Origin of the sequence: Paraburkholderia unamae (genome assembly GCF_003268775.1) — a bacterium.
In the GTDB taxonomy this organism is placed as follows: domain Bacteria; phylum Pseudomonadota; class Gammaproteobacteria; order Burkholderiales; family Burkholderiaceae; genus Paraburkholderia; species Paraburkholderia unamae.
On the sequence record NZ_QLSU01000015.1, the window covers coordinates 38,542 to 57,711 of the forward strand.

General features: G+C 67.1%; 15 protein-coding genes. 3 read left to right on the forward strand and 12 right to left on the reverse strand.

The window, feature by feature from the left end; translation table 11 throughout:
* Positions 1 to 132: 132 nt before the first annotated feature.
* The 6 genes from C7401_RS23890 to C7401_RS23915 form a co-directional block, all read right to left on the reverse strand.
* On the reverse strand, positions 133 to 1,599 hold the full coding sequence (locus C7401_RS23890; protein WP_112174033.1) for a M20 family metallopeptidase: 1,467 nt from the start codon (positions 1,597 to 1,599) through the stop codon (positions 133 to 135).
* Between the two features lie 49 nt (positions 1,600 to 1,648).
* Positions 1,649 to 4,294 carry a LuxR C-terminal-related transcriptional regulator gene (locus C7401_RS23895; RefSeq protein WP_146757982.1) on the reverse strand — a complete coding sequence of 882 codons (2,646 nt, stop codon included), beginning with the start codon at positions 4,292 to 4,294 and terminating at the stop codon, positions 1,649 to 1,651.
* Positions 4,295 to 4,343: 49 nt separating this feature from the next.
* Positions 4,344 to 5,285, reverse strand: a complete 942-nt coding sequence (locus C7401_RS23900; protein WP_112173892.1) for a hypothetical protein — start codon at positions 5,283 to 5,285, stop codon at positions 4,344 to 4,346.
* Between the two features lie 152 nt (positions 5,286 to 5,437).
* The gene (locus tag C7401_RS23905) at positions 5,438 to 6,547 is read right to left on the reverse strand and encodes an S-methyl thiohydantoin desulfurase family protein (RefSeq protein WP_112173893.1); all 1,110 of its coding nucleotides are present in this window, start codon (positions 6,545 to 6,547) and stop codon (positions 5,438 to 5,440) included.
* A gap of 40 nt (positions 6,548 to 6,587) precedes the next feature.
* On the reverse strand, positions 6,588 to 8,126 hold the full coding sequence (locus C7401_RS23910; RefSeq protein WP_112173894.1) for a hydantoinase/oxoprolinase N-terminal domain-containing protein: 1,539 nt from the start codon (positions 8,124 to 8,126) through the stop codon (positions 6,588 to 6,590).
* Between the two features lie 61 nt (positions 8,127 to 8,187).
* Positions 8,188 to 9,453: a cytosine permease gene (locus tag C7401_RS23915; RefSeq protein ID WP_112173895.1), complete on the reverse strand. Its 1,266-nt coding sequence runs from the start codon at positions 9,451 to 9,453 to the stop codon at positions 8,188 to 8,190.
* Positions 9,454 to 9,929: 476 nt separating this feature from the next.
* Here C7401_RS23915 and C7401_RS23920 point away from each other — a divergent pair, with 476 nt between their 5' ends.
* Positions 9,930 to 10,259: a BON domain-containing protein gene (locus tag C7401_RS23920; protein WP_112173896.1), complete on the forward strand. Its 330-nt coding sequence runs from the start codon at positions 9,930 to 9,932 to the stop codon at positions 10,257 to 10,259.
* A gap of 56 nt (positions 10,260 to 10,315) precedes the next feature.
* Here C7401_RS23920 and C7401_RS23925 read toward each other — a convergent pair whose 3' ends face one another.
* From C7401_RS23925 to C7401_RS23950, 6 genes are all read right to left on the reverse strand, one after another.
* A complete protein-coding gene (locus C7401_RS23925; protein WP_112173897.1) occupies positions 10,316 to 11,107 on the reverse strand; it encodes an SDR family NAD(P)-dependent oxidoreductase in 792 nt (263 codons plus the stop codon).
* Between the two features lie 77 nt (positions 11,108 to 11,184).
* On the reverse strand, positions 11,185 to 12,042 hold the full coding sequence (locus C7401_RS23930; protein ID WP_112173898.1) for an SIS domain-containing protein: 858 nt from the start codon (positions 12,040 to 12,042) through the stop codon (positions 11,185 to 11,187).
* A gap of 84 nt (positions 12,043 to 12,126) precedes the next feature.
* Positions 12,127 to 13,137: an ABC transporter permease gene (locus C7401_RS23935; protein WP_112173899.1), complete on the reverse strand. Its 1,011-nt coding sequence runs from the start codon at positions 13,135 to 13,137 to the stop codon at positions 12,127 to 12,129.
* A gap of 42 nt (positions 13,138 to 13,179) precedes the next feature.
* Positions 13,180 to 14,736 (reverse strand): sugar ABC transporter ATP-binding protein, encoded by a 1,557-nt coding sequence (locus C7401_RS23940; protein ID WP_112173900.1) that lies wholly within the window; start codon positions 14,734 to 14,736, stop codon positions 13,180 to 13,182.
* Between the two features lie 96 nt (positions 14,737 to 14,832).
* Entirely contained in the window at positions 14,833 to 15,810 is a 978-nt protein-coding gene (locus C7401_RS23945; RefSeq protein WP_112173901.1) for a sugar ABC transporter substrate-binding protein, read from the reverse strand.
* Positions 15,811 to 15,885: 75 nt separating this feature from the next.
* The gene (locus C7401_RS23950) at positions 15,886 to 17,310 is read right to left on the reverse strand and encodes an FAD-binding oxidoreductase (protein ID WP_112173902.1); all 1,425 of its coding nucleotides are present in this window, start codon (positions 17,308 to 17,310) and stop codon (positions 15,886 to 15,888) included.
* Between the two features lie 210 nt (positions 17,311 to 17,520).
* Between C7401_RS23950 and C7401_RS23955 the strand changes: the two genes are divergently transcribed.
* Both C7401_RS23955 and C7401_RS23960 read left to right on the forward strand, forming a co-directional pair.
* A complete protein-coding gene (locus C7401_RS23955) occupies positions 17,521 to 18,165 on the forward strand; it encodes a glucose-6-phosphate isomerase (protein ID WP_112174034.1) in 645 nt (214 codons plus the stop codon).
* Positions 18,162 to 19,130, forward strand: coding sequence for a shikimate dehydrogenase family protein (locus C7401_RS23960; protein ID WP_112173903.1), 969 nt, complete (start codon positions 18,162 to 18,164; stop codon positions 19,128 to 19,130). The genes C7401_RS23955 and C7401_RS23960 overlap by 4 nt, the downstream gene beginning before the upstream one ends.
* Positions 19,131 to 19,170 lie beyond the last annotated feature (40 nt).

Consider the following 19,170-nt stretch of genomic DNA (forward strand, 5'->3'; position numbering starts at 1 on the left):
TCACCTTCCTGTCGTGGAATGAAAACGAAATGGCCGGCCTCCTCGCATGAATGAATATATTTCGTATAACGAAATAAAGGCAAAGAAGATTACCGGTTCGATCACCGTGCAGCCGGCCCTACCTGTACAACACTACGCTTGACACACCCTCTCATCGATCGCAAATGCGCGAGCGATGACTTCCGACACCACCGCCGTCAACTTCCTCGCATACGGCACATGCAGGAACTCGTTGGGCCCGTGCGCGTTCGACTGCGGCCCGAGCACGCCGCACACCATGAATTGCGCCTTGGGAAAGCCCGTTTGCAGCAGATTCATCAGCGGTATCGTGCCCCCCTGCCCCATACAGGCCGCATCGGCGCCAAAATGCGCGCGCGACGCCGCGTTCAACGCGGTTTCAAGCCAGCCGCTGGTTTCGGGGGCATTCCATCCGTTCGCCATGCCCGCGACCGGCCTGAACGTCACCTTCGCGTTGTAGGGCGGGTCCAGTTCGAGCAGTGTCTTGAGCGAGCCGACAGCCTGCGCGGCGTCGACGAGCGGCGGCAAACGCAGCGAAAGCCTGAAGGCCGTGCGCGGGCGCAATACGTTGCCCGCATCGGCAAGCGCGGGCAGCCCCTCGGCTCCCGTCACCGCGAGCGACGGCCGCCAGGTCGAATCGAGCAAGGCCTCTTGCGGGTCCGCCGTGGTCGGCAACACCTTGCGGCCGTCCTGGCCGCACGCCCAGGGCAAGGTCTTCCAGACTGCGTCGCCAAGAATGTGCGCGGCGGCTTGCGCCTCGCGCAGTCGCGCAGGCGGGATCGGGCAATGAAACCGCGCGGGCAGCAGGCGCCCCGTCGATGCGTCCTCCAGCCGCTCGAACAGTTGGCGCATCACGCGAAAACTCGATGCGGCAATCCCGCCGTACGCGCCCGAGTGAATCCCTTCGTCCAGCACCTCGACTTCGAGGTCGCCCATCACGGCGCCGCGCAACGACGTGGTGAGCCACAGTTGATCGTAATTGCCCGCGCCGGAGTCGAGACATACCACGAGACCCACCTGGCCCAGCCGGGCGCGCAACGCCTCGACATAGGGCAGCAAGTCGTAGCTTCCCGACTCTTCGCACGTTTCTATCAGTCCCACGCAGCGGGGGCGCTCCACGCCCTGCGCGTCGAGCGCGGCAAGCGCCGTCACGCTTGCGTAGATCGCATAGCCATCGTCGGCGCCGCCACGTCCGTAGAGCCGCCCGTCGATCAGCTTTGGCGTCCACGGCCCGAGATCGCGACGCCAGCCGTCGAACTCGGGCTGCTTGTCGAGATGCCCGTAAAGCAGCACGGTTTCCGCGCTGCCCGAGCGGGTGGCCGGCGCGTCGAACCAGATCAGCGGCGTGCGGCCCGGCAGGCGCACCACCTCCACTTTCAGGCCTTTGACAGGCTGACGTTCGGCCCATTGCACGGCGTCGGCCACCACGCGTTCGAGATAGCCGTTGCGCGCCCATTGCGGGTCGAACGCGGGACTCTTCGCGGGCACGCCGATATAGTCGATGAGCGCAGGAACGATTTCGTCGTCCCAGCGTTGCGCGATGTAATCGCGCAACGCCGTTGCGTCGATCTTGCGCGGCATTTCGTTGATTGCGACATCCTCAGCCATCTCGTCTCCTCAGTGGCGTCCTTCAGGTGGCGTGCGTGGCGACCTGCAAAGCCTCGATCGCAGCCGCACGCGTATTGACATTGAGCTTCGAAAACATCGTCTTCAGATGCTGCTTGACCGTCTCGGGCGAGACCCCCAGCGCGCGGCTGATCTCCTTGGTCGTCTGCCCCTGCGCGAGCCAGTACATCACGTCGCGTTCGCGCGGCGTGAGGCGCTCGTCGCGGTCGATGCGCGAACGCAGTGCGTCGAGGTAGTGCGCCTGAATGCGCGCGCGCAGCGCGTGCTGCGCGGCGGTTTCGTCCGCTAACGCGCGGTTCACGAACGTCAGGTCCGGACAGTCCTCGATAAACGGCTGGCTCATGCCGCCCTCGGCCGCAATCGAAACCGCCGCCGTCCATGCCTCGAAAGCCGCGTGATCGGCGCCGGCGGCCTTCATGGCGCATGCGCGCAACAACCGCGCCACCACGATGCCGGGCCGCTCCTCCATTTGCTCCGCGAGCGCATGCAGCCGGTCGGCCGCCGCGCGCGCGACATCGATGCGCCCCTGCGCGAGCGCGCTGCGGATCGTTGCGCGCCCAATCATTTCGACGTCGTCCCACGGCAGCGCCCGCGGCTCGCACGCCGTGTTCCAGAGCGCCGCGAGATCGATGCGGGCTTCGAGCGCGCGCATCGCTTCGTGTTGCCCGGCGTCGGCGAGCCAGGCGAGCCGCAAGCATGCCGACTGCACGCCGAGGTGCGGCAGCGTCTCCAGCGCGGCGAGCCGGTCCGCCGCATCGAGACGCGCGAGAGCCGCTTGCGCTTCGCCCTGCGCGAAATGGCAGCGCGCGCGTTCGACGTAGAGCGCACAGATGACTTCGAGCACCAGCCCGGCCGAATTTGCCGGGATGCCGTCGAGAATGCGCGCCGCAACCTCGACCTGTCCCGTGAGATACGCGATGCGCGCGCGCATCGCCGCGACGCGATGAGAAAACGAATCCTGCCCGAAGCGCGCGACGGCAAGATGCGGATCGCTCACTTCAGTGAGGATGCGCTGCGCCTCATCCAGATGCCCCGACCCCATGCATTCGCGCGCACGATTGAGGCGCACCCACGCGAGGTTGTAATCGTGCTCGGGGCTGCGATACATCGTTTCGATCCTGGCGATGTAGCGCGCGGCGTCCGAGAGCGGCCCATAGCGGTGGATGAACATCACCTGGAGCGGAATCAGGATGCCGAGCAGGCGCCAGTCTTCGCAAAAGCGCGTCATCGCCAGCCGGGTCACGCGGTCGAGATCGGCCCACGGGGACATCACCAGTTCGTGCTCGGCGCGATGGACCAGCACCATCGACTCGACGAGCGCGAGATCGAGTTGCAGGTCGGTGTCGCCCGCAAGCCGGGCAGAGGGCGAACCGGGCAAACCGGGCGGCGGCTCGCGCAATTCGGCCTGCAAGCGTTCGAGATCCCAGCACGCCTCGCTCGCGTTGTTTTCCACGAGCAGGATGCCGATATGCAGCAGCCGCAGGCGCGGATGGCGATGCCGCACGTCGGCGGGCAAACGCGAAAGCAGCAGGCGTGCGCGCCCGACGCCCGCGTCGGCCATGAGGCGCGCGCCACCGCGCGCTTCGAGCAGGCGCGCCGCCGCCTCGGGTTGCTGGGCCGCCACGGCGTGATCGACGGCGGCGAGCAGGTCGTGGCGCGCGGCATAGGCCGCCGAGGCGCGCATGTGGCGCGCGTTGACCACCGCGTCGCCGTCCTGAAGCGCGCGCCGCAGCAGGTGATCTCGCAGCCAGGGCACCACATGGATGGAAAGCGGCGACGTTCCCGCCCGGATCATCGGCGAAAGCGCGGCAAGCCGCGTAATGTGGTGCCCGCTGTCGGCCCGCTCGCGCACGGCGTCGGCAATGTCGGCGCGCACCTCGGCGAGCATGGCCGTCTCGATGAGGAAGGCGCGATCGGCAGGTTCGAGCCGCTCGACAACCTGGGTCGCGAGCCAGGCGTCGCCTTCCACCTGCGCGCCGCCGCCCTGCACATCCTGACGCCGCGCGAACTGCATCGCGACCGGCCAGCCCTCGCAGTTGGCCAGCCAGGCGGCAAGCGGCGCACCGCATCCCGCTTGCCGGTGAAAGCGCGCGGCTTCATCGGCGCTGAAGCACAGCAGCGCGGGATCGAGCACGCGCCAGTGACCTCCCAGCCAGCGTTGCGACTGGAAGGCGTCGGGTGCCCGGCGTCCCGCGAGATACAGCGTCAGCCCTTCCGGCAGTGTTTGCGCCAGGGCCGTCAACTGCTCGTCGGCATCGGTTCCCGCGAGATGTTCGTCGTTGTCGATGAAAAGCGCGATCTCGCCCGCGCGCGCGCGCGCCGCCTCCAGCAACGCGTCGAGCTTCGCCGGCGCGCGCGCTCCGATCAGGCCGGCGTGGCGCAGCGCCTCGCCCAGCAGCGCGCGCAAGTCCCCGGCCTTTCGATCGCCTTCCTGGCAGTTGAGCCACACCGTGACGACGCCAGACTCGCGCAACTGTCCGGCTCGTTGCGCGCACAACGTTGTCTTGCCGAATCCGGCAGGCGCCCGCACGACGATCACGCGCGCGCCGGCGGGCGCCGCTTCGCTCAATTGCCGCAGCAGACGCTCGCGCGCCAGCGCATCGTCGATGCGGACGTCGGGTTCGAAACGGGTGGACGGGTCCGGACGCATGCGGCGCTCCACAATCACTCTCCTGCGGCGTAATCAAGGGCGGCGAGGATCAGAAGTTCTTCACGAGCGAGAAGTTCACGCTCACGCTGCGCGGCACGCCCTGATGGTGATAGTCCACGTCGAGCGTGCCGGAAATGAAGCAGCTTTGCGCGGCGAAGCCGAGGTAGGTAAACGTCGGACCAATCATCCCTTCCGTCGCGCGTTGATAATCCGATCCGCCAATATTGTAGATATTGTAAACATGGTGTATGCCCGCCAACAGGTTGGGAATGAACTGATAACCGGCGGCGATATCGAACAGCGAAAGCGAAAGCCCGCCACGCATGCGCACGCCGTCGCCGGAGGGCAATTGCGTGAGGTTGTAGTTATGAAAGAGATACACGCCGGCAATGGGCGCCACCGTGGCGTGCCAGCGGCCATAGCCGAAATAGTTGTTCACGCTCGCGCTGATCGACCACTGGTTCGCGCCCGCGCCAAATCCGCTCGTCTTGTTCGATCCATTCGGCGCGTTGAAGATCAGCATGGGGCTGATCCACCAGCTGCGAAATGCGTCGGTTCCGAACGAGTTGTCCGCCGACTCGACCACGTGATAGTAGTATTCCAGGCCCAGCTCCGGCGTGGACACCCCGAATGCGGCGTCGTCCGAACCTTTTGCCGTGGTCTGCACGCCCGAATAGAAGCCCAGCCACGTTTCGAACTGGTCGCGCGTCGTTCCCGTGAAACCTCTTTTCGAAAAGTACGCGAACTCGGTAAACATCTTGCCCGTGTTGATGTTCGGTGCGCTATGCGAGTAGGTGGGAAACAGCAGCACGCCGAACGTGCCGGGAATACCCGGCTGCGAGAAGCCGATGAAGTTGCCCGCGCACGCGGCGCCCGACCAGGCCGCGGCCGTGCAGGCAAGCGCGCCGAGCGCCGCCAGGCTCGCGCGTGCTCGTGTGTACCTGACTTTCGATGCGGCGCGCGCACGCAGTGCGCAAGGACGCCGGGCCAAGCTTCCAGTTTGACGACCAGTTGCTGCCATACAGATCTCCTCACACAGGTTCCCGTGGTCCGCGCGAAGCTCGCGCGGCCACCGTGGGCACCCTTGCCGCCGCTTAGGGTTCTTTATGCTGCGCAGGGCACGGGCGCTTGTTCACACCTCTCTCACGCTTCGGTGAGCGCGGCCTCTTGCGCCGCGCTGGCGAGCGTCTCGAGCGCAACGTAGTCGGTGTCGTAGCCGAAGTAGCGCGGCCCCGCGAGATCGAGACCGGCGGGCGTGCGCCACGACGGGTGGCTCGGCAAGCCCATGAGCGTCACGCGCAGCCCGTAGCGCATCGCTTCGCTCGTGATCGGCTCGGCCGTTTCGGTGTCGAGCGTGCAAATGAGGTCGGGCGTCATGCAGGCAATGCGGCCGTCCACGCGAGCGAGCAGGAACTCGTTCTGGAGTTCGAGTTGCGCCGTGCGGCCCGCGAACCGGTCGAGGCCCGCGATCGTGACGACGCCGCGCTGCCAGCCGCCTTCAAGGCGACGCACGATGTCGGTCACCTTGCCCTCGAAGAGGCGCACGCCGCCGAGCGCGCCGAGCAGTGCGCCCACCGCGTCGGCGCCGTCGCGCCGCGCGTCGAGCACCACCTGGCCCGCGCGTTGCAACGCGCGCAGCGAACCGCGAATCACGGCGCGTTTGGCTTGCGCGCCGGTCATCGGATAGAGCGCGCAGGCACACGCGCCGCCCATTTCGACGAGAATCGAGCGCGTGGTGCGCTCCGCGAAATGGTTGTTGCCGGTCTGGATCAGCACGACATTCGACCGGTCGTCGACGACGGCCATCGGCGTCGCGCCAATGCCCTGCATCGTGCAGGTCGACATCTGGAGTTCGGGAAACGCGCGGCCCATCGTGTCGCCGTCGATCAGCGGAATGCCGACACGGCTTGCCACCGAAAACGGGATCGTCGAATTGAAGCCGCCCGCCTCCATGCACAAGGTGGCGTCGGCCTTGCGCCCGAGGTGCTTTTCCAACGCGTGCAGCGCGAGGATGAGCGGCTCGACGCTCGGCAGTTTTTCCGTCATCACCACCGGCGCGCCCGCGCCGGCCACAGGCACGACGAGCGCGTCGTCGTCGAGCGTCATCACGTCGATCAGGTCAACCGGGCCCGATTCGCGCATCAGGCGCTGGCCGAGCAGTTTCCCGAGATACGGATCGCCGCCGCCGCCCGTTCCGTAAATGGCGCTTCCAAGGGCAATGGCCTCAAGCTGGTCGGCGTCTATTTTCCACATAATTCGTTCTCCATATTGATGCGTGCTTTTTTTAAAGTGCTCACAAACGCAGGTCGCCTACCATCTTCACGCGAATGCGCGTGGCCTTGCCGGGCAGATAGGCAAGCGGTGTTTCTTCCACGTTCAGCGTATCGATGCTCTCCGGCACGCCGCCTTCCTCGATGACCTTCTTGCGGCAGCGCGCCTGCGCGTCGGCAATCGCGTCTTCGCGGCCCATCTCCTCCAGCCGGTAGACGTGATCGATTTCGCAGCCGATCTGGGCGATCGCCGCGCCCACCGCGTTTGCCACGTTGAACGAAGGCGGGCGCAGCGTCGGCAGCCCGTCCACGTCGCCGTCCAGCAACACGCTGCCGCCGCCGACCAGCAGCACCGGCACGGGTGTGTCGGAAATGCGCATGCGGTCCACGGCGGCGGCGACCATCTCGTGCATGCGCTGCGTGCAGGCGCGAACGTCCTCTGCGCCGAGATGCGCCACGCGTTGCCTGTCGCCGAACCCGGCAATGCCCGCGGCCACGGCGATGTCGCTCGCGGTCAGCGTATCGCCGCCGAACACGAGCGCCTTCTCGTAGAGTTGATAGCCGACGCTGCGCGGACCGATCGCACACGCCGAGGTGTCGACGAGCGAGCCTCCGCCCAGCCCGATGCAGTGCACGTCGGGCATGCGGAAGTTGGTGCGCACGCCGCCCAGTTCCACCGCCACGCCGGCCATGCGTGGAAAGCCCTTTTGCAGCATGCCCACGTCGGAAGTCGTGCCGCCGATATCGACCACGATGGCGTCCGATTGACCGGAGAGGAACGCCGCGCCGCGCATCGAATTGGTCGGGCCCGAGGCGACGGTGAGAATCGGATAGTCGGCGATGCGCTCGGCGGCGATCAGCGTGCCGTCGTTCTGCGTGAGAAAGAACGGCGCGCTCACGCCCGTTGCGCGCAGCGCGTCGCTGAACGCGCGGCTGATGCGGCCGCCGAGATCCACGAGCGCCGCGTTCAGGATCGTCGCGTTCTCGCGTTCGAGCAGCCCGAGGTTGCCAAGCGACGACGACAACGTGATATGCGCGTGCGGCAGGCGCTCACGCACGAGCTGCGCCGCTCGCTCCTCCTGGCCCGGTGCGAGCGGCGAGAACACGCCGGAAATCGCGATGTGATCGATGTTCGCCTGCGCGCATTCCTCGGCAAAGCGCCGGATCGAGGCGACGTCGAGAGGCGAAATTTCCCGGCCGTCGAACTCATGACCGCCCGCCGTCAGGCGCACGAGCGGATTGAGCGTTTCGACCAGATCGGCGGGCCAGCCGGAAAACGGCGGGATATCCGCGCTCGACGGCAGGCACAGCCGCAGCACGCCGACGCGCGATAGCTCGCGCCGCTCGATCACGGCGTTGGTGAAATGGGTCGTGCCGATCATCACGGCGCCGAGCGCCGAAGGCGCGACATCGGCTTCGCGCAAGACGCGCGAGAGCGCGTCGAGCACCCCGCTCGTCACGTCGCGCGTGGTGGCGGTCTTGATGCCGAGAACGACTTCACGCCCGCGCAGCAGCACCGCGTCGGTGTTGGTGCCGCCTACGTCGATTCCTGCTCGGTACATATGTTCCTCGTTTTGTTGGGTGAAGTGCGGGTTGAGTCGGCGGCCGAAGGCCGCCGCAAATTCAGCTCTGCGATTGCGTATTCACGGGCAGGCGTCGCGCCACGAGACGGCGCAGCACGGCATAAGCCACGATCGACAGCAACAGCGAATCCAGCGCGGGAATCGTCGTCACGCTCATCTGCTGCGCCTGCATCCAGGCGGCGATGCCCGTGGCGAGCCCCCAGGCGCCGAGCGCCTCGACGCGCCAGCCCGGCGTGGCCTCGGTGAGCTTGCCGGCGCCGAGATAGAAGTTCGCGAGATATACGCCGGCGATAGGCGGCACGGCCACGGAGAGCACGATGAGGAACGGCACCATCTTGTCGCCCACGCCGAGCACGCCGAGCAGCGTGCCGATCACACCGGCGGCGAGCGCCAGTCCCCAGCGCGGACGCTTCGGCGCGACGGTCACGAGCACGAGCGACGCGGCGTAGAGGTTGTAGGCGTTCGTGACCCACGCCGAAAGCAGGATGATGAGCAGACACGGCAGGCCCATGCCCAGCAGCTTCATGATTTCGACGAGATCGGCCGCGCCGGTCACGATGCTCGGAATGCCGGAAAGATTGAGCACGAGCGGAAAGCCCACGCCGTACGCAATGCACACGCCGAGCGCGCCTTGCAAGGGCGTGCGGGCAAACCGGCACACGTCCGGTGCGAGCACGGCGCCCACGATCAGGCCGCCCACGACGAAGGAAATGCCGGAGCCGACCGAAAGGCTGTCGGCGCCCGCGAAGTCCAGCGCGTTCGCGGCGTGCGGCATATGCAGCGCGAACCAGAAGGTGGCGAAAAGCAGGCCCAGCTTGAGCGGCGTCGTGACGAGCGAGAGCAGGTCCAGCGCGCGAAAGCCCACTGCGGCCGTTGCCGTCATCAGCGCGCAGCCAATCAGCGCCCACGCGGTGACGGGAATGTGCGGCAACAGCGCAGCGGCGCTTGGCTGCATCGCGCGGCCGAACAGCATCGCGATCACGGCGAACCACCCGAACATCGAAATGGCGAGGACCGCGTTGGCGAGCGCGCCGCCGCGCGTGCCGAACGCCTGGACGATGAGCATGTAGCTCGACAGACGCGAGCGCGCGCCGGCCACGGCCGCGAGCGAAGCCACGGCGGCCAGCAACAGGCCGCCGCACCAGCTCGCCGTGATGGCGTGCCGCGTGCCGAGCGAATGCGCGAGCTGCGCGCCCATCGCGAACGCCGGCAACGTAATCACGACGCCCATCAGGATCAGTGCGATGCGAACGCCGCCGACGGTTTCTTCCGCCGAAACGGGACTTGCCGAGGAATCGAGAGTCACGGGGTGTCTCCATGAGCTGCACGCGTGGCGTGCGCTGGGCTTTTAAGGGGCTGTACCGCTTGGGATGCGCTCGTTCCTGCACATCTGCGTCGATCTTAAGCATCGACGCGAGCGGACAATAATGACGATTGGGGGGGGTAAGGGGAGAAAAATGGGGGATTGGGCGAGCAGGATGCGACCCCGCCGCGTGACGGTGAGCGCCGGTGAGTTTCTGTGTGCATCGATCGTTGCGCGCGCCACGATCGGCCGAAGTGAATCGCGCTTGACGATTTCCCGACTTGTCTGCCTATACTATTGGCGACTTTTCGGTGAGCGCGCTGCGACCTGACGCCAGCGACGCCGGGCAATTTCTGATCGAGCGGAATAGCTCATTCCGATTTTATTATGGATACCTGATTAATATGACGTGAACGATTTTCCGCAAGCCACACGCTGTCCGATGTTCCAATCAACGTAATGACAAAGGAGAATAACCCGTGAATCAAGCCATGATCCGAGCCTGCCTCGTGGCGCTCGCCATTGGAGGGGCGAGCGGCGCCTGGGCGCAAGGCGTACCGCTCTCCCCCGACTCCGCCTCCGCGCTGGTGGCGTCGAACAAGGCCGACAAGAAGCTCGCGGAGGACGTGAGAAGCGCCGTATCCGGCGCGAGCGTGGACACTTCGCGCGTGAAGATTGTCGTGCGGCACGGCGCCGTGACCCTGCGTGGCTCGGTGCCGGATCGCGATCAGATCCAGGCGGCTTCGGAAGCGGCGGCGCAGGTGGAAGGTGTCGCCAGCGTCAAGAACAAGCTCAAGAGCCGGCAGTAGCGCGCGGGTTCCACGCGCCGGGGCCGGCGCGTGGCGCGGGCGGCGCGTCCCGAACCTCAAACCGTCTTCAGCATCCCGCCATCGACGAAATACGTCGAGCCGACGCTATAGCTCGCCCGCTCCGAACACAGAAACACGATGAAATCCGCAAGCTCCGCGGGCGTGGCGAACCGGCGGATGGGCGCGTGCTCGTTGGCGACCTGTTGCAGATGCCCTTCCCAGTCGCCGCCCGTGTCCGCCGTCAACTGCTTCGCGGTCTTCACCCAGTCGGGCGTCAGCACGAGCCCCGGATTGATGGTGTTGACGCGGATATTGTCCTTGATGACCTCGTTGGCGAGATTCTTCGAGAACATCATCAGCGCGGCCTTGGTCACGTTGTAGATCGGCTCGTAACCGAGCGGCTGCACCGCGCAAATCGACGCGTTGTGCAGGATCGCGCCGCCGCCGCGCTCGCGCATGGTCGGCACGAAGGCGCGCGCGAGGCGCACGGCCGCCATGACGTGCAGCTCCCAGTACGCCTGCCACTTCTCGTCGGGCGCGTCCATGATCGTTTCGTTGCTGCCGGTGCCCGCGTTGTTGAAGAGGATGTCCGCGCCGCCGAACGCGTCCTTCGTGGCGTCGACGAGTTGTGCGACGCCTGCCGCGCTCGCCACATCGCACGCCACCGCGAGCGCGTGCACGCCGTGACGGGCCGCGAGGTCCGCGGCGGCCGCTTCCAGGCGTTCCTGCTGCCGCGCCGCGAGCACGAGTTGCACGCCTTCTCCGGCCAGCGCATCGGCCACGGCGAGGCCGATGCCCACGCTCGCGCCCGTCACCACGGCCACCTTGCCGCGCAGTTTCAGATCCATCGAATGTCTCCTGTATCGGGCAGTCCGTGCCGCCGCATGAGTCTTCTTATGACTTGCCGAACCGCGCGCGCGAGCGTTCAGATCACGCCCGAGGAGCGCATGTCGGCGAGATGGCGCTTCATGTCCTGGACGTCGAGCGCATGCGCCTCGCCCTTCTTCAATGCCACGCTGGTCGACAGGATGTCCACGATCACGAGCGCGGCGAGCCGCGAGGTCGTCGGCGTGTACACGTCGGTGTTCTCCAGCGTTTCGGCCACCACGGCCACGTCGCAGTAGCGCGTGAGCGGCCCGTGCGAGCCCGTGATCACCACCACGCTCGCGCCGCGCTCCTTCGCCGTGCGCGCCACTTCGATGAGCGAGCGCGTCGAGCCCGTGTTCGAGATCGCCACCACGGCGTCGCCGGGCTTGAGCATCGAGGCCGCGATGAACTGCTGGTGCGAATCCTGGTGCGCGATGCAGGGCACGCCAAAGAGCGGAAACTTCTGCTGCGCGTCGAGCGCCACGATGCCCGAGGCGCCAAAGCCGAAGAACTCGATGCGCTGCGCCACCGCGAGCAGGTCCACCGCGCGCCCGATCGCCTCGAAGTCGAGTTTCTTGCGCGCCCAGTCCAGGCTCGTGATGGTGTAGTCGAAGATCTTGGTGGCCACCGTCTCGGGCGTGTCGGCGCCCGAGAGCACCGAGTGCGTGGCGGGCGCCCCGAGCGCGAGGCTCTGCACCGCGCGGATCTTGAACTCCTTGAAGCCGCTGCAACCGATGGTCGCGCAAAAGCGCAGCACCGTGGGCTCGCTCACCTGCGCAAGCCGCGCGAGCTCGGACAGGCTCAGGTCCGCGATCGTGTGCACGTTGGCGAGAATGTAATCGGCGACTTGCCGGCTCCCGCGCCGCAGGTTCGGCCGGGCGCGGTCAATCACTTCAAGAATGTTGTAATCGGGCACGCGTAATTTCCTTCGTCGACAGGCTGGCGCAACGCCATGGCCGCATGGCGGCCCCCTGCGGCCGTCATGCGGTTACGACGCAGTTTAGCGGAAGAGCCAGCGGCGCCAGAAATTCGGCCCCTGCTGCATGAGGACCGCCGCGACGATGATCGCGCCCATCACGACCTGCTGGTGATAGCCCGGCACGCTCGCGAGATTCATGATGTTGCCGATCACGCCGAGAATCAGCACGCCCATGAGCGTATTGAGCACGCCGCCCTTGCCGCCCGCGAGGCTCGCGCCGCCGATCACCACGGCGGCGATCACGGTGAGCTCGTCTCCCACGCCCACGGTCGGCGCGCCCACGCTCGCGCGCGAGGTGGAGATGATGCCCGCCATGGCCGCCAGCACGCCCGAGCACACGTAGGTGCCGAGCACGTGGCGCGCCACCGGCACGCCCGAAAGCCGCACCGCTTCTTCGTTCGAGCCGATCGCGCGCACCACGCGCCCGGCGCGCATGCGCCCGAGCGCAACGCCGCCCAGCACGAACACGATCAGCATCACGAGCGTCGGGCCGGGAATGCCCAGGTAGCTGTGGCGGCCGAAGTCGAGCAGCGCCTGGCCCGCGTCGTCGACGAGAATGGGCGAGCCGTTCGAGACGATCATGGCAAGGCCGCGCGCGACCGTCATCATGGCGAGCGTGACGACGAACGGCGTGAGGCGGCAGAACGCCACGAGCACGCCCGAGACGAGCCCGCACAGGCCGCCGGTCACGAGCGTGGCGGCCAGCGCGAAGGCAAGGCCATGCTCGGGAATGAGCAGCGCCGAGAGCACGCTGCCGAGCGCGGCGACCGAGCCCACCGAAAGATCGATGCCGCCCGTGAGCACGACCAGCAGCATGCCGACCGACATGATGCCGACGCCCGCCACCTGGCGCGAGATGTTCGAGAGATTGGCGACGGAGAAGAAGTCGTCCGAGATGAACGAGGCGGCCACGATCAGCACGACGAGGATCGCGACCGTGTTGAACTTGCGCGCGGCTTGCCAGCCGTGCTTGAGCGACGCGATGCCGGAGCGGCGCTCGCGCGGGTCGGAGGTGACGGCGCTGGGGTTCATGATGGGTGTCTCCAGACTGTGTGAGCTTGATGAGCGTTGGGGTCAAACATGCGTGAGCGAGGCGCGCTCGCGCGGCGGCGCGCCATCTGCATTGCCATGCGGGCTGCCGTGGGTTTCGCCCGGATCGCGGCGCAGCGAGAGCGAGAGAATCGCTTCTTCGCTGTAGCCGTCGGGTTGCAGTTCGCCGCGGATGCGGCCGTCGCCCATCACGAGAATGCGGTCGCACAGGCCGATCAGCTCCTGATGCTCCGACGAGATCACGAGCACGGCCTTGCCGCGCTCGGCAAGCTGGTTGATGAGCGTGTAGATCTCGACTTTCGCGCCGACGTCCACGCCGCGCGTGGGTTCGTCGAGCATGATGAGATCGCCGTCGGCATGGAACCACTTCGCGAGCACGACTTTCTGCTGGTTGCCGCCCGAGAGCGTCGAGACGTCGGCGTCCATCGAGCGCGCCTTGATGCGCAGTGCGTCCATGAGCTGCGCGACGCTCTCGCGCTCGCGCCCGAAGGCGAGAAAGCCGCCCGGCGCGCTCACCGACTTGAGCGCCGCCAGCGTCGCATTGATGCGGATCGGCATCTTGAGCACCGCGCCCTGACCCTTGCGGTCCTCGGGCACGAAGCCAATGCCCGCGCGCACCGCCGCGCGCGGCGAGCGGGCGTTCAGGCGACGGCCCTTGAGCTCGACCTCGCCCGCGTCGGCCCGGTCCGCGCCGAAAATCAGCCGCGCGACCTCGGTGCGCCCCGAGCCGATCAGGCCGCCCAGCCCCACCACCTCGCCCGCGCGCACTTCGAACGACACGCCGCGCACCGCGTCGCCGCGCGCGAGATCGCTCACCTTGAGCACGACCTCGCCGCGCGTGGCGTGCCGCTCGGGAAACAGCACCGAGAGCGGACGGCCCACCATCTTGCGGATCAGCTCGTCGCGCGTGAGATCGGCGGGCTTGACGGTGTCCACGCGCTTGCCGTCCTTGAGCACGGTGATGCGGTCGGCGATCGCGAACACTTCTTCGAGCCGGTGCGAGATATAGACGATGCCCACGCCCCGCGCGCGCAGCGCCCGCACGATCTCCAGCAGGCGTTCGGCGTCCGAGGGCGCGAGCGCGGCGGTCGGCTCGTCGAGCACGAGCAGCTTGAGCTCGCCGGACAGCGCCTTGGCGATCTCGATCACCTGGCACTGCGCGGCCGACAGCGTGCCGACGAGCGCCGCCGGATCGATCTCGAACCCGAGGCTCTCGATCAGCGCGCGCGCTTTTTCGCGCAGGGTGCGCCAGTCGATCACGCGCGGCAACGCGCCGAGAAACACGTTCTCGGCCACCGAAAGATCGGGGGCGAGCGCCGTTTCCTGATGAATCACGGCGATGCCCTCGGCGAGCGCGGCGTGGGGATTGCGCAGCACCATCTCGCGCCCCGCCACGCGTATGGCGCCGGCGTCGGGCTGATGGCCGCCGCCGATCACGCGCATGAGGGTCGACTTGCCCGCGCCGTTTTCGCCGACGAGCGCATGCACCTCGCCGCTCATCACGTCGAAGTCGATGTTCTCGATCGCGTGAATGCCGCCGAAGCGCTTGTCGATGCCCGTGAGCGCGATGAACGGAATCATGTAACTCTCTCCAGTCGAACCGGCGCGCCGCCTTGTGCGCGGCGCGCCTTCGTCGTCAACAGCAAAAACGTTTCGTATGCCTTATAAACGGCGGCTTCAGAAGATCGCCTTCGGGTTGTAGAACTTGTCGACATTGCCCCTGGAAATCGCCGCCGACGGCGTGTACGACACCTTCGGCACGTTCACGGCCTCGCCCTTCGCGGCCTTCACGCCGATGTCCACGGCCGTGCGCGCCACCAGCGCCGGGTCGTTGAGCGCGGTCACGCCGTACTTGCCCTGCTTGATGAGCGCGAGCGCTTCCTTCTGGCCGTCGGCGGCCGCCACGAGCGTGATGCCCTGGCGGTTCGCGCTTTCGATCGCGCGGCGCGCGCCGAGCACCATGCTGTCGTTCTCGCCGAGCACCATGTTGATGTCCTTGTTGGCCACGAGCAGGTCTTCCATCGCCTTCAGGCCGCCTTCGTCGGACCAGTTGCCCCAGCCCTGGCCGACGATCTGCACGTTGGACTTGCCGGTCTTTTCGAGCTGCGCCTCGATGATCCCTTCGAGCACGCCGTCGCGGCGCTCCTTGCCCACCGGGTTGCCCTTCTCGCCCGAAATGAGCGCGATCTTCAGCGGCTTGTCGCCCATGTTGTCGACCACCCAGCGGCCCACCAGCGCGCCGTTCTGGCGATTGGACGACTGCACCAGCGTGAGGTAGTTGGCCTTCGGGTTGAGCGTGCTGTCGATCACCACGACCTTCACGCCCGCCGCGCTCGCGGCGTTCACCGCGCCCACCAGCGCCTCGGGGTCGGCCGGATCGATCACGAGCACTTTCACGCCGCGCGTGACGAGGTCCTCCACGTCGGCGATCTGCTTTTGCATCTTGCCCTGCGCGTCGGCCACGATCACGTCGGCGCCGAGCTCGCTTGCGCGCGCCTTCGCCGATTCCATCGCGGCCGCGAAGTACGGCGCGTTGAGCACCTTCATCGAAACGCCGACCTTGAGCTTGTCCGCGGCGAACGCGGGTGCGGCGGCCACCATGCCGGCCGCGGCAAGCGCGGCGGCGCACATCAGCTTCTGCATGAGACGCGACATGTCTCCTCCTTATATAGGTGTGTCACGCGGTAAAACGGCACGCTGCGCGCGGTGCGCATCGGTGTGGCGTCAGGTTCATGACGCGAGCAACTTGCCGGGATTCAGGATGCCGAGCGGATCGAGCGCGGCCTTCACGGCGCGCATGGCGGCGAGTTCGGCCGGGCTGCGCGAGAGCGCGAGCACGTCGAGCTTCTTGGTGCCGATGCCATGCTCCGCAGACACCGAGCCGCCCATCTCGCCCGTCACGCCGTACACGGTGCGCTTGACTTCGGCGGCGGCGCTCGCGGGCCAGTCCGGCTGCTGCACGACGATGTGCAGATTGCCGTCGCCCAGATGCCCGTAAATGAGGATCGTGGCGTCGGGCCACTGCGCGCGCAGGCGCTCGTCGCAGCGGCGCGCGGCCTCGCCCACATCGGCAATCGAAAAGCTCACGTCGAACGAGACGCGCCCCGGGATCAGGCGGTCGTACTCGCCGGGCGCGTCGCGAATCGCCCAGAACGCGGCGGCGTGCGTTTCATTGGCCGCGAGCGCGGCGTCTTCGAGCGTGCCCGCTTCGAGCATGTCGGCGAGGAACGTTTCGAACGCGGCGTTCTGGCTTTCCGGCTCGGCGCCGCTGCTTTCGAGCAGCACATAGAACGCGTGACGCCCGGCAAGCGGCGCGCGCAGTTCGGGCAGGCGCGAGAGCACGAAGTCGTAATAGCCCGGCCACATCACTTCGAAGGCGGAAACACCGGCGGGCAAGCGCTCCTGCGCGAGCCGCAGCAGCGTCGTGACGCTCGCGTAGTCGGGCACGCCGCACCATGCGGTGGAAACGGCGCGGGGCTTCGGGCGCAGCCGCAGCACGGCGCGCGTGATGACGCCGAGCGTGCCTTCGCTGCCGATCAGCAGATTGCGCAGGTCGTAGCCCGTGTTGTTCTTGATCATCTTGCGCAGGCCGCCCACCACGCTGCCGTCCGCGAGCACGGCCTCCACGTCGAGCGCCTGCTCGCGCATCATGCCGTAGCGGATCACGCGGTTGCCGCCCGCGTTGGTCGCGAGATTGCCGCCGATGGTGGCGCTGCCGCGCGCGCCCAGGTCGAGGGGGAACATGAAACCCGCGGCGTCGGCGGCTTCCTGCACGGTTTGCAGCGGCACGCCCGCCTGCACCGTCATGGTCGCGCTCACCGGATCGATCTCCTCGATCGCATTCATCAACTCGAGGCTCAACGCCACCTCGCCGCCCAGCAGGCACGCGCCGCCCGCTAGGCCGCTCAAGCCGCCCTGGGTCACCACCGGCTGAGCGTGCGCATGGCAGATGCGCAGCGCCGTGGCCGCCTGTTCGGTCGTGCGCGGACGCACGAGCGCAATGGGCTCGGCGCACGGCATGCGGCTCGAATCGGCGTGGCTGCGGCCCGCGAACTCCGCCGGCAGGCTCACCACAGCCGCGCCAAGCGCCTCGCGCAAGGCTTCCACCACGGGTGCGCCTGCTGCGGCGCTCGCCCGATGAGCACTTTCCTGCATGCTTGCCTCCTGCTTTTTTTCGTGTCGCCTCACCAGCCGTGAAGCGTGGGTTATTCGAATGGAAACGATAGTAACACTACCATTAGTGAAGTGAAAATAACGATATTCCTCGGTATAAACCCGCATAGTCGTTTGTTTCGCAAACTATATCATCACAAACGCTAACGTTTAGAAAGCTACACGAACCCAACTTCGAGGGAGATGAAAGCGATGCAATGGCCCGAACCGCGTTCGTTCGACGTGGATCTGGCGACCGGCCTGATGGCCGGCACCGGTTCGCATTACCAGAAACGCCTGGGCGATCTCGCCGGGCTTTACGCCGACGCGCGCGCCTTCGAGGCGCTCGCGGCCTCGCGCGGCGACGAAGTCGTCTATGAAGTCACCGATCACCGGCCCAACGCGAACCCGGGCGACCTCATCACGGGCGTGACCCGCATGGGCGCGGGCAAGGTGGGCGACGAGTTCTTCATGACGCGCGGCCACATTCACGCGAACGTGGACCGGCCGGAGCTGTACTTCGGCTTGAAGGGCCACGGGCTGATGCTGATGGAAGCGCCCGACGGCGAAACGCGCACCGTCGAGATCCGCGCGAACACGGTGTGCTATGTGCCGCCGCGCTGGATTCACCGCTCCGTGAACCTGGGCGAAAGCGACTTCGTGATGCTGTTCTGCTACCCCGCCGACTCGGGCCAGGACTACGCGATCATCGAGCGCTCGAACGGCATGCGCACGCGCATCGTCGACGACGGCCAGGGCGGCTGGAAGCGCGCCTCCAATCCCGCCTGGCGCGCGCGCACGCATGCCGAGATCGACGCGCTGCTCGCGTCCCACACTGAAATGGAGCAGGCACGATGAGCTACGCCGCCGCCACGAAACCGACCTTCTACTTCATCGGCGTGACCACCGCGCAAAGCTCGATCATGCGCGTGTTCCCCGCGTGGGCGCGCCATCTCGGGCTCGGCGACGTCGAGATGAAAGGCATCGACTTCGCGCCGCACGCAAGCGCCGAGGCGTATCGCGAAGCGGTGGCGTTCATTCGCCGCGACCCGCTCTCGCTCGGCGCGCTCGTCACCACGCACAAGATCGATCTGTACGCCGCGTGCCAGGATCTCTTCGACGAGATCGACCCGCATGCACGCATCATGGGCGAAACGAGCTGCCTCTCGAAACGCGACGGCAAGTTCGTGTGCCACGCGAAAGATCCGATCACGTCCGGCTTCTCGCTCGACGGCTTCCTGCCGCCCGGGCATTTCGCGCGCACGGGCGCCGAAGTGTTTTCGATGGGCGCGGGCGGCTCGACCATCGCGCTCACCTGGCATCTGATGCAGCAAAGCCGAGGCGCGAACCGGCCCTCGCGCGTGATCGTCTCGAACCGTTCGGGCGCGCGTCTGGAGGAAATCGAGCGCATCCACCGCGAGCTCGATCTGGGCGTGCCGTGCGAGTACGTGATTGCGCCGCGCCCGGAGGACAACGACGCCGTGCTCGCGCGCCTGCAACCCGGCGCGCTCGTGATCAACGCCACCGGCCTTGGCAAGGACGCGCCGGGTTCGCCGCTCACCGACGCCGCGCGCTTTCCCGAACGCGCCATCGCCTGGGACCTGAACTATCGTGGCAACCTCGTGTTCCTCGATCAGGCGCGCGCGCAGCAGGACGCGCGGCAGTTGCAGGTCGAGGACGGCTGGACCTATTTCATTTACGGCTGGACGCGGGTGATAGCCGAGGTGTTTCATATCGACATTCCGACGCACGGCCCGGCTTTCGATGACATCTGCCGGATCGCCGCGGCAGCGGGCAAGCCGCAAGCGACGCAGCCGGCGTAAGCGCAGCCGCCAGCCGCATGAACGCGCGCTGGCGCACTCA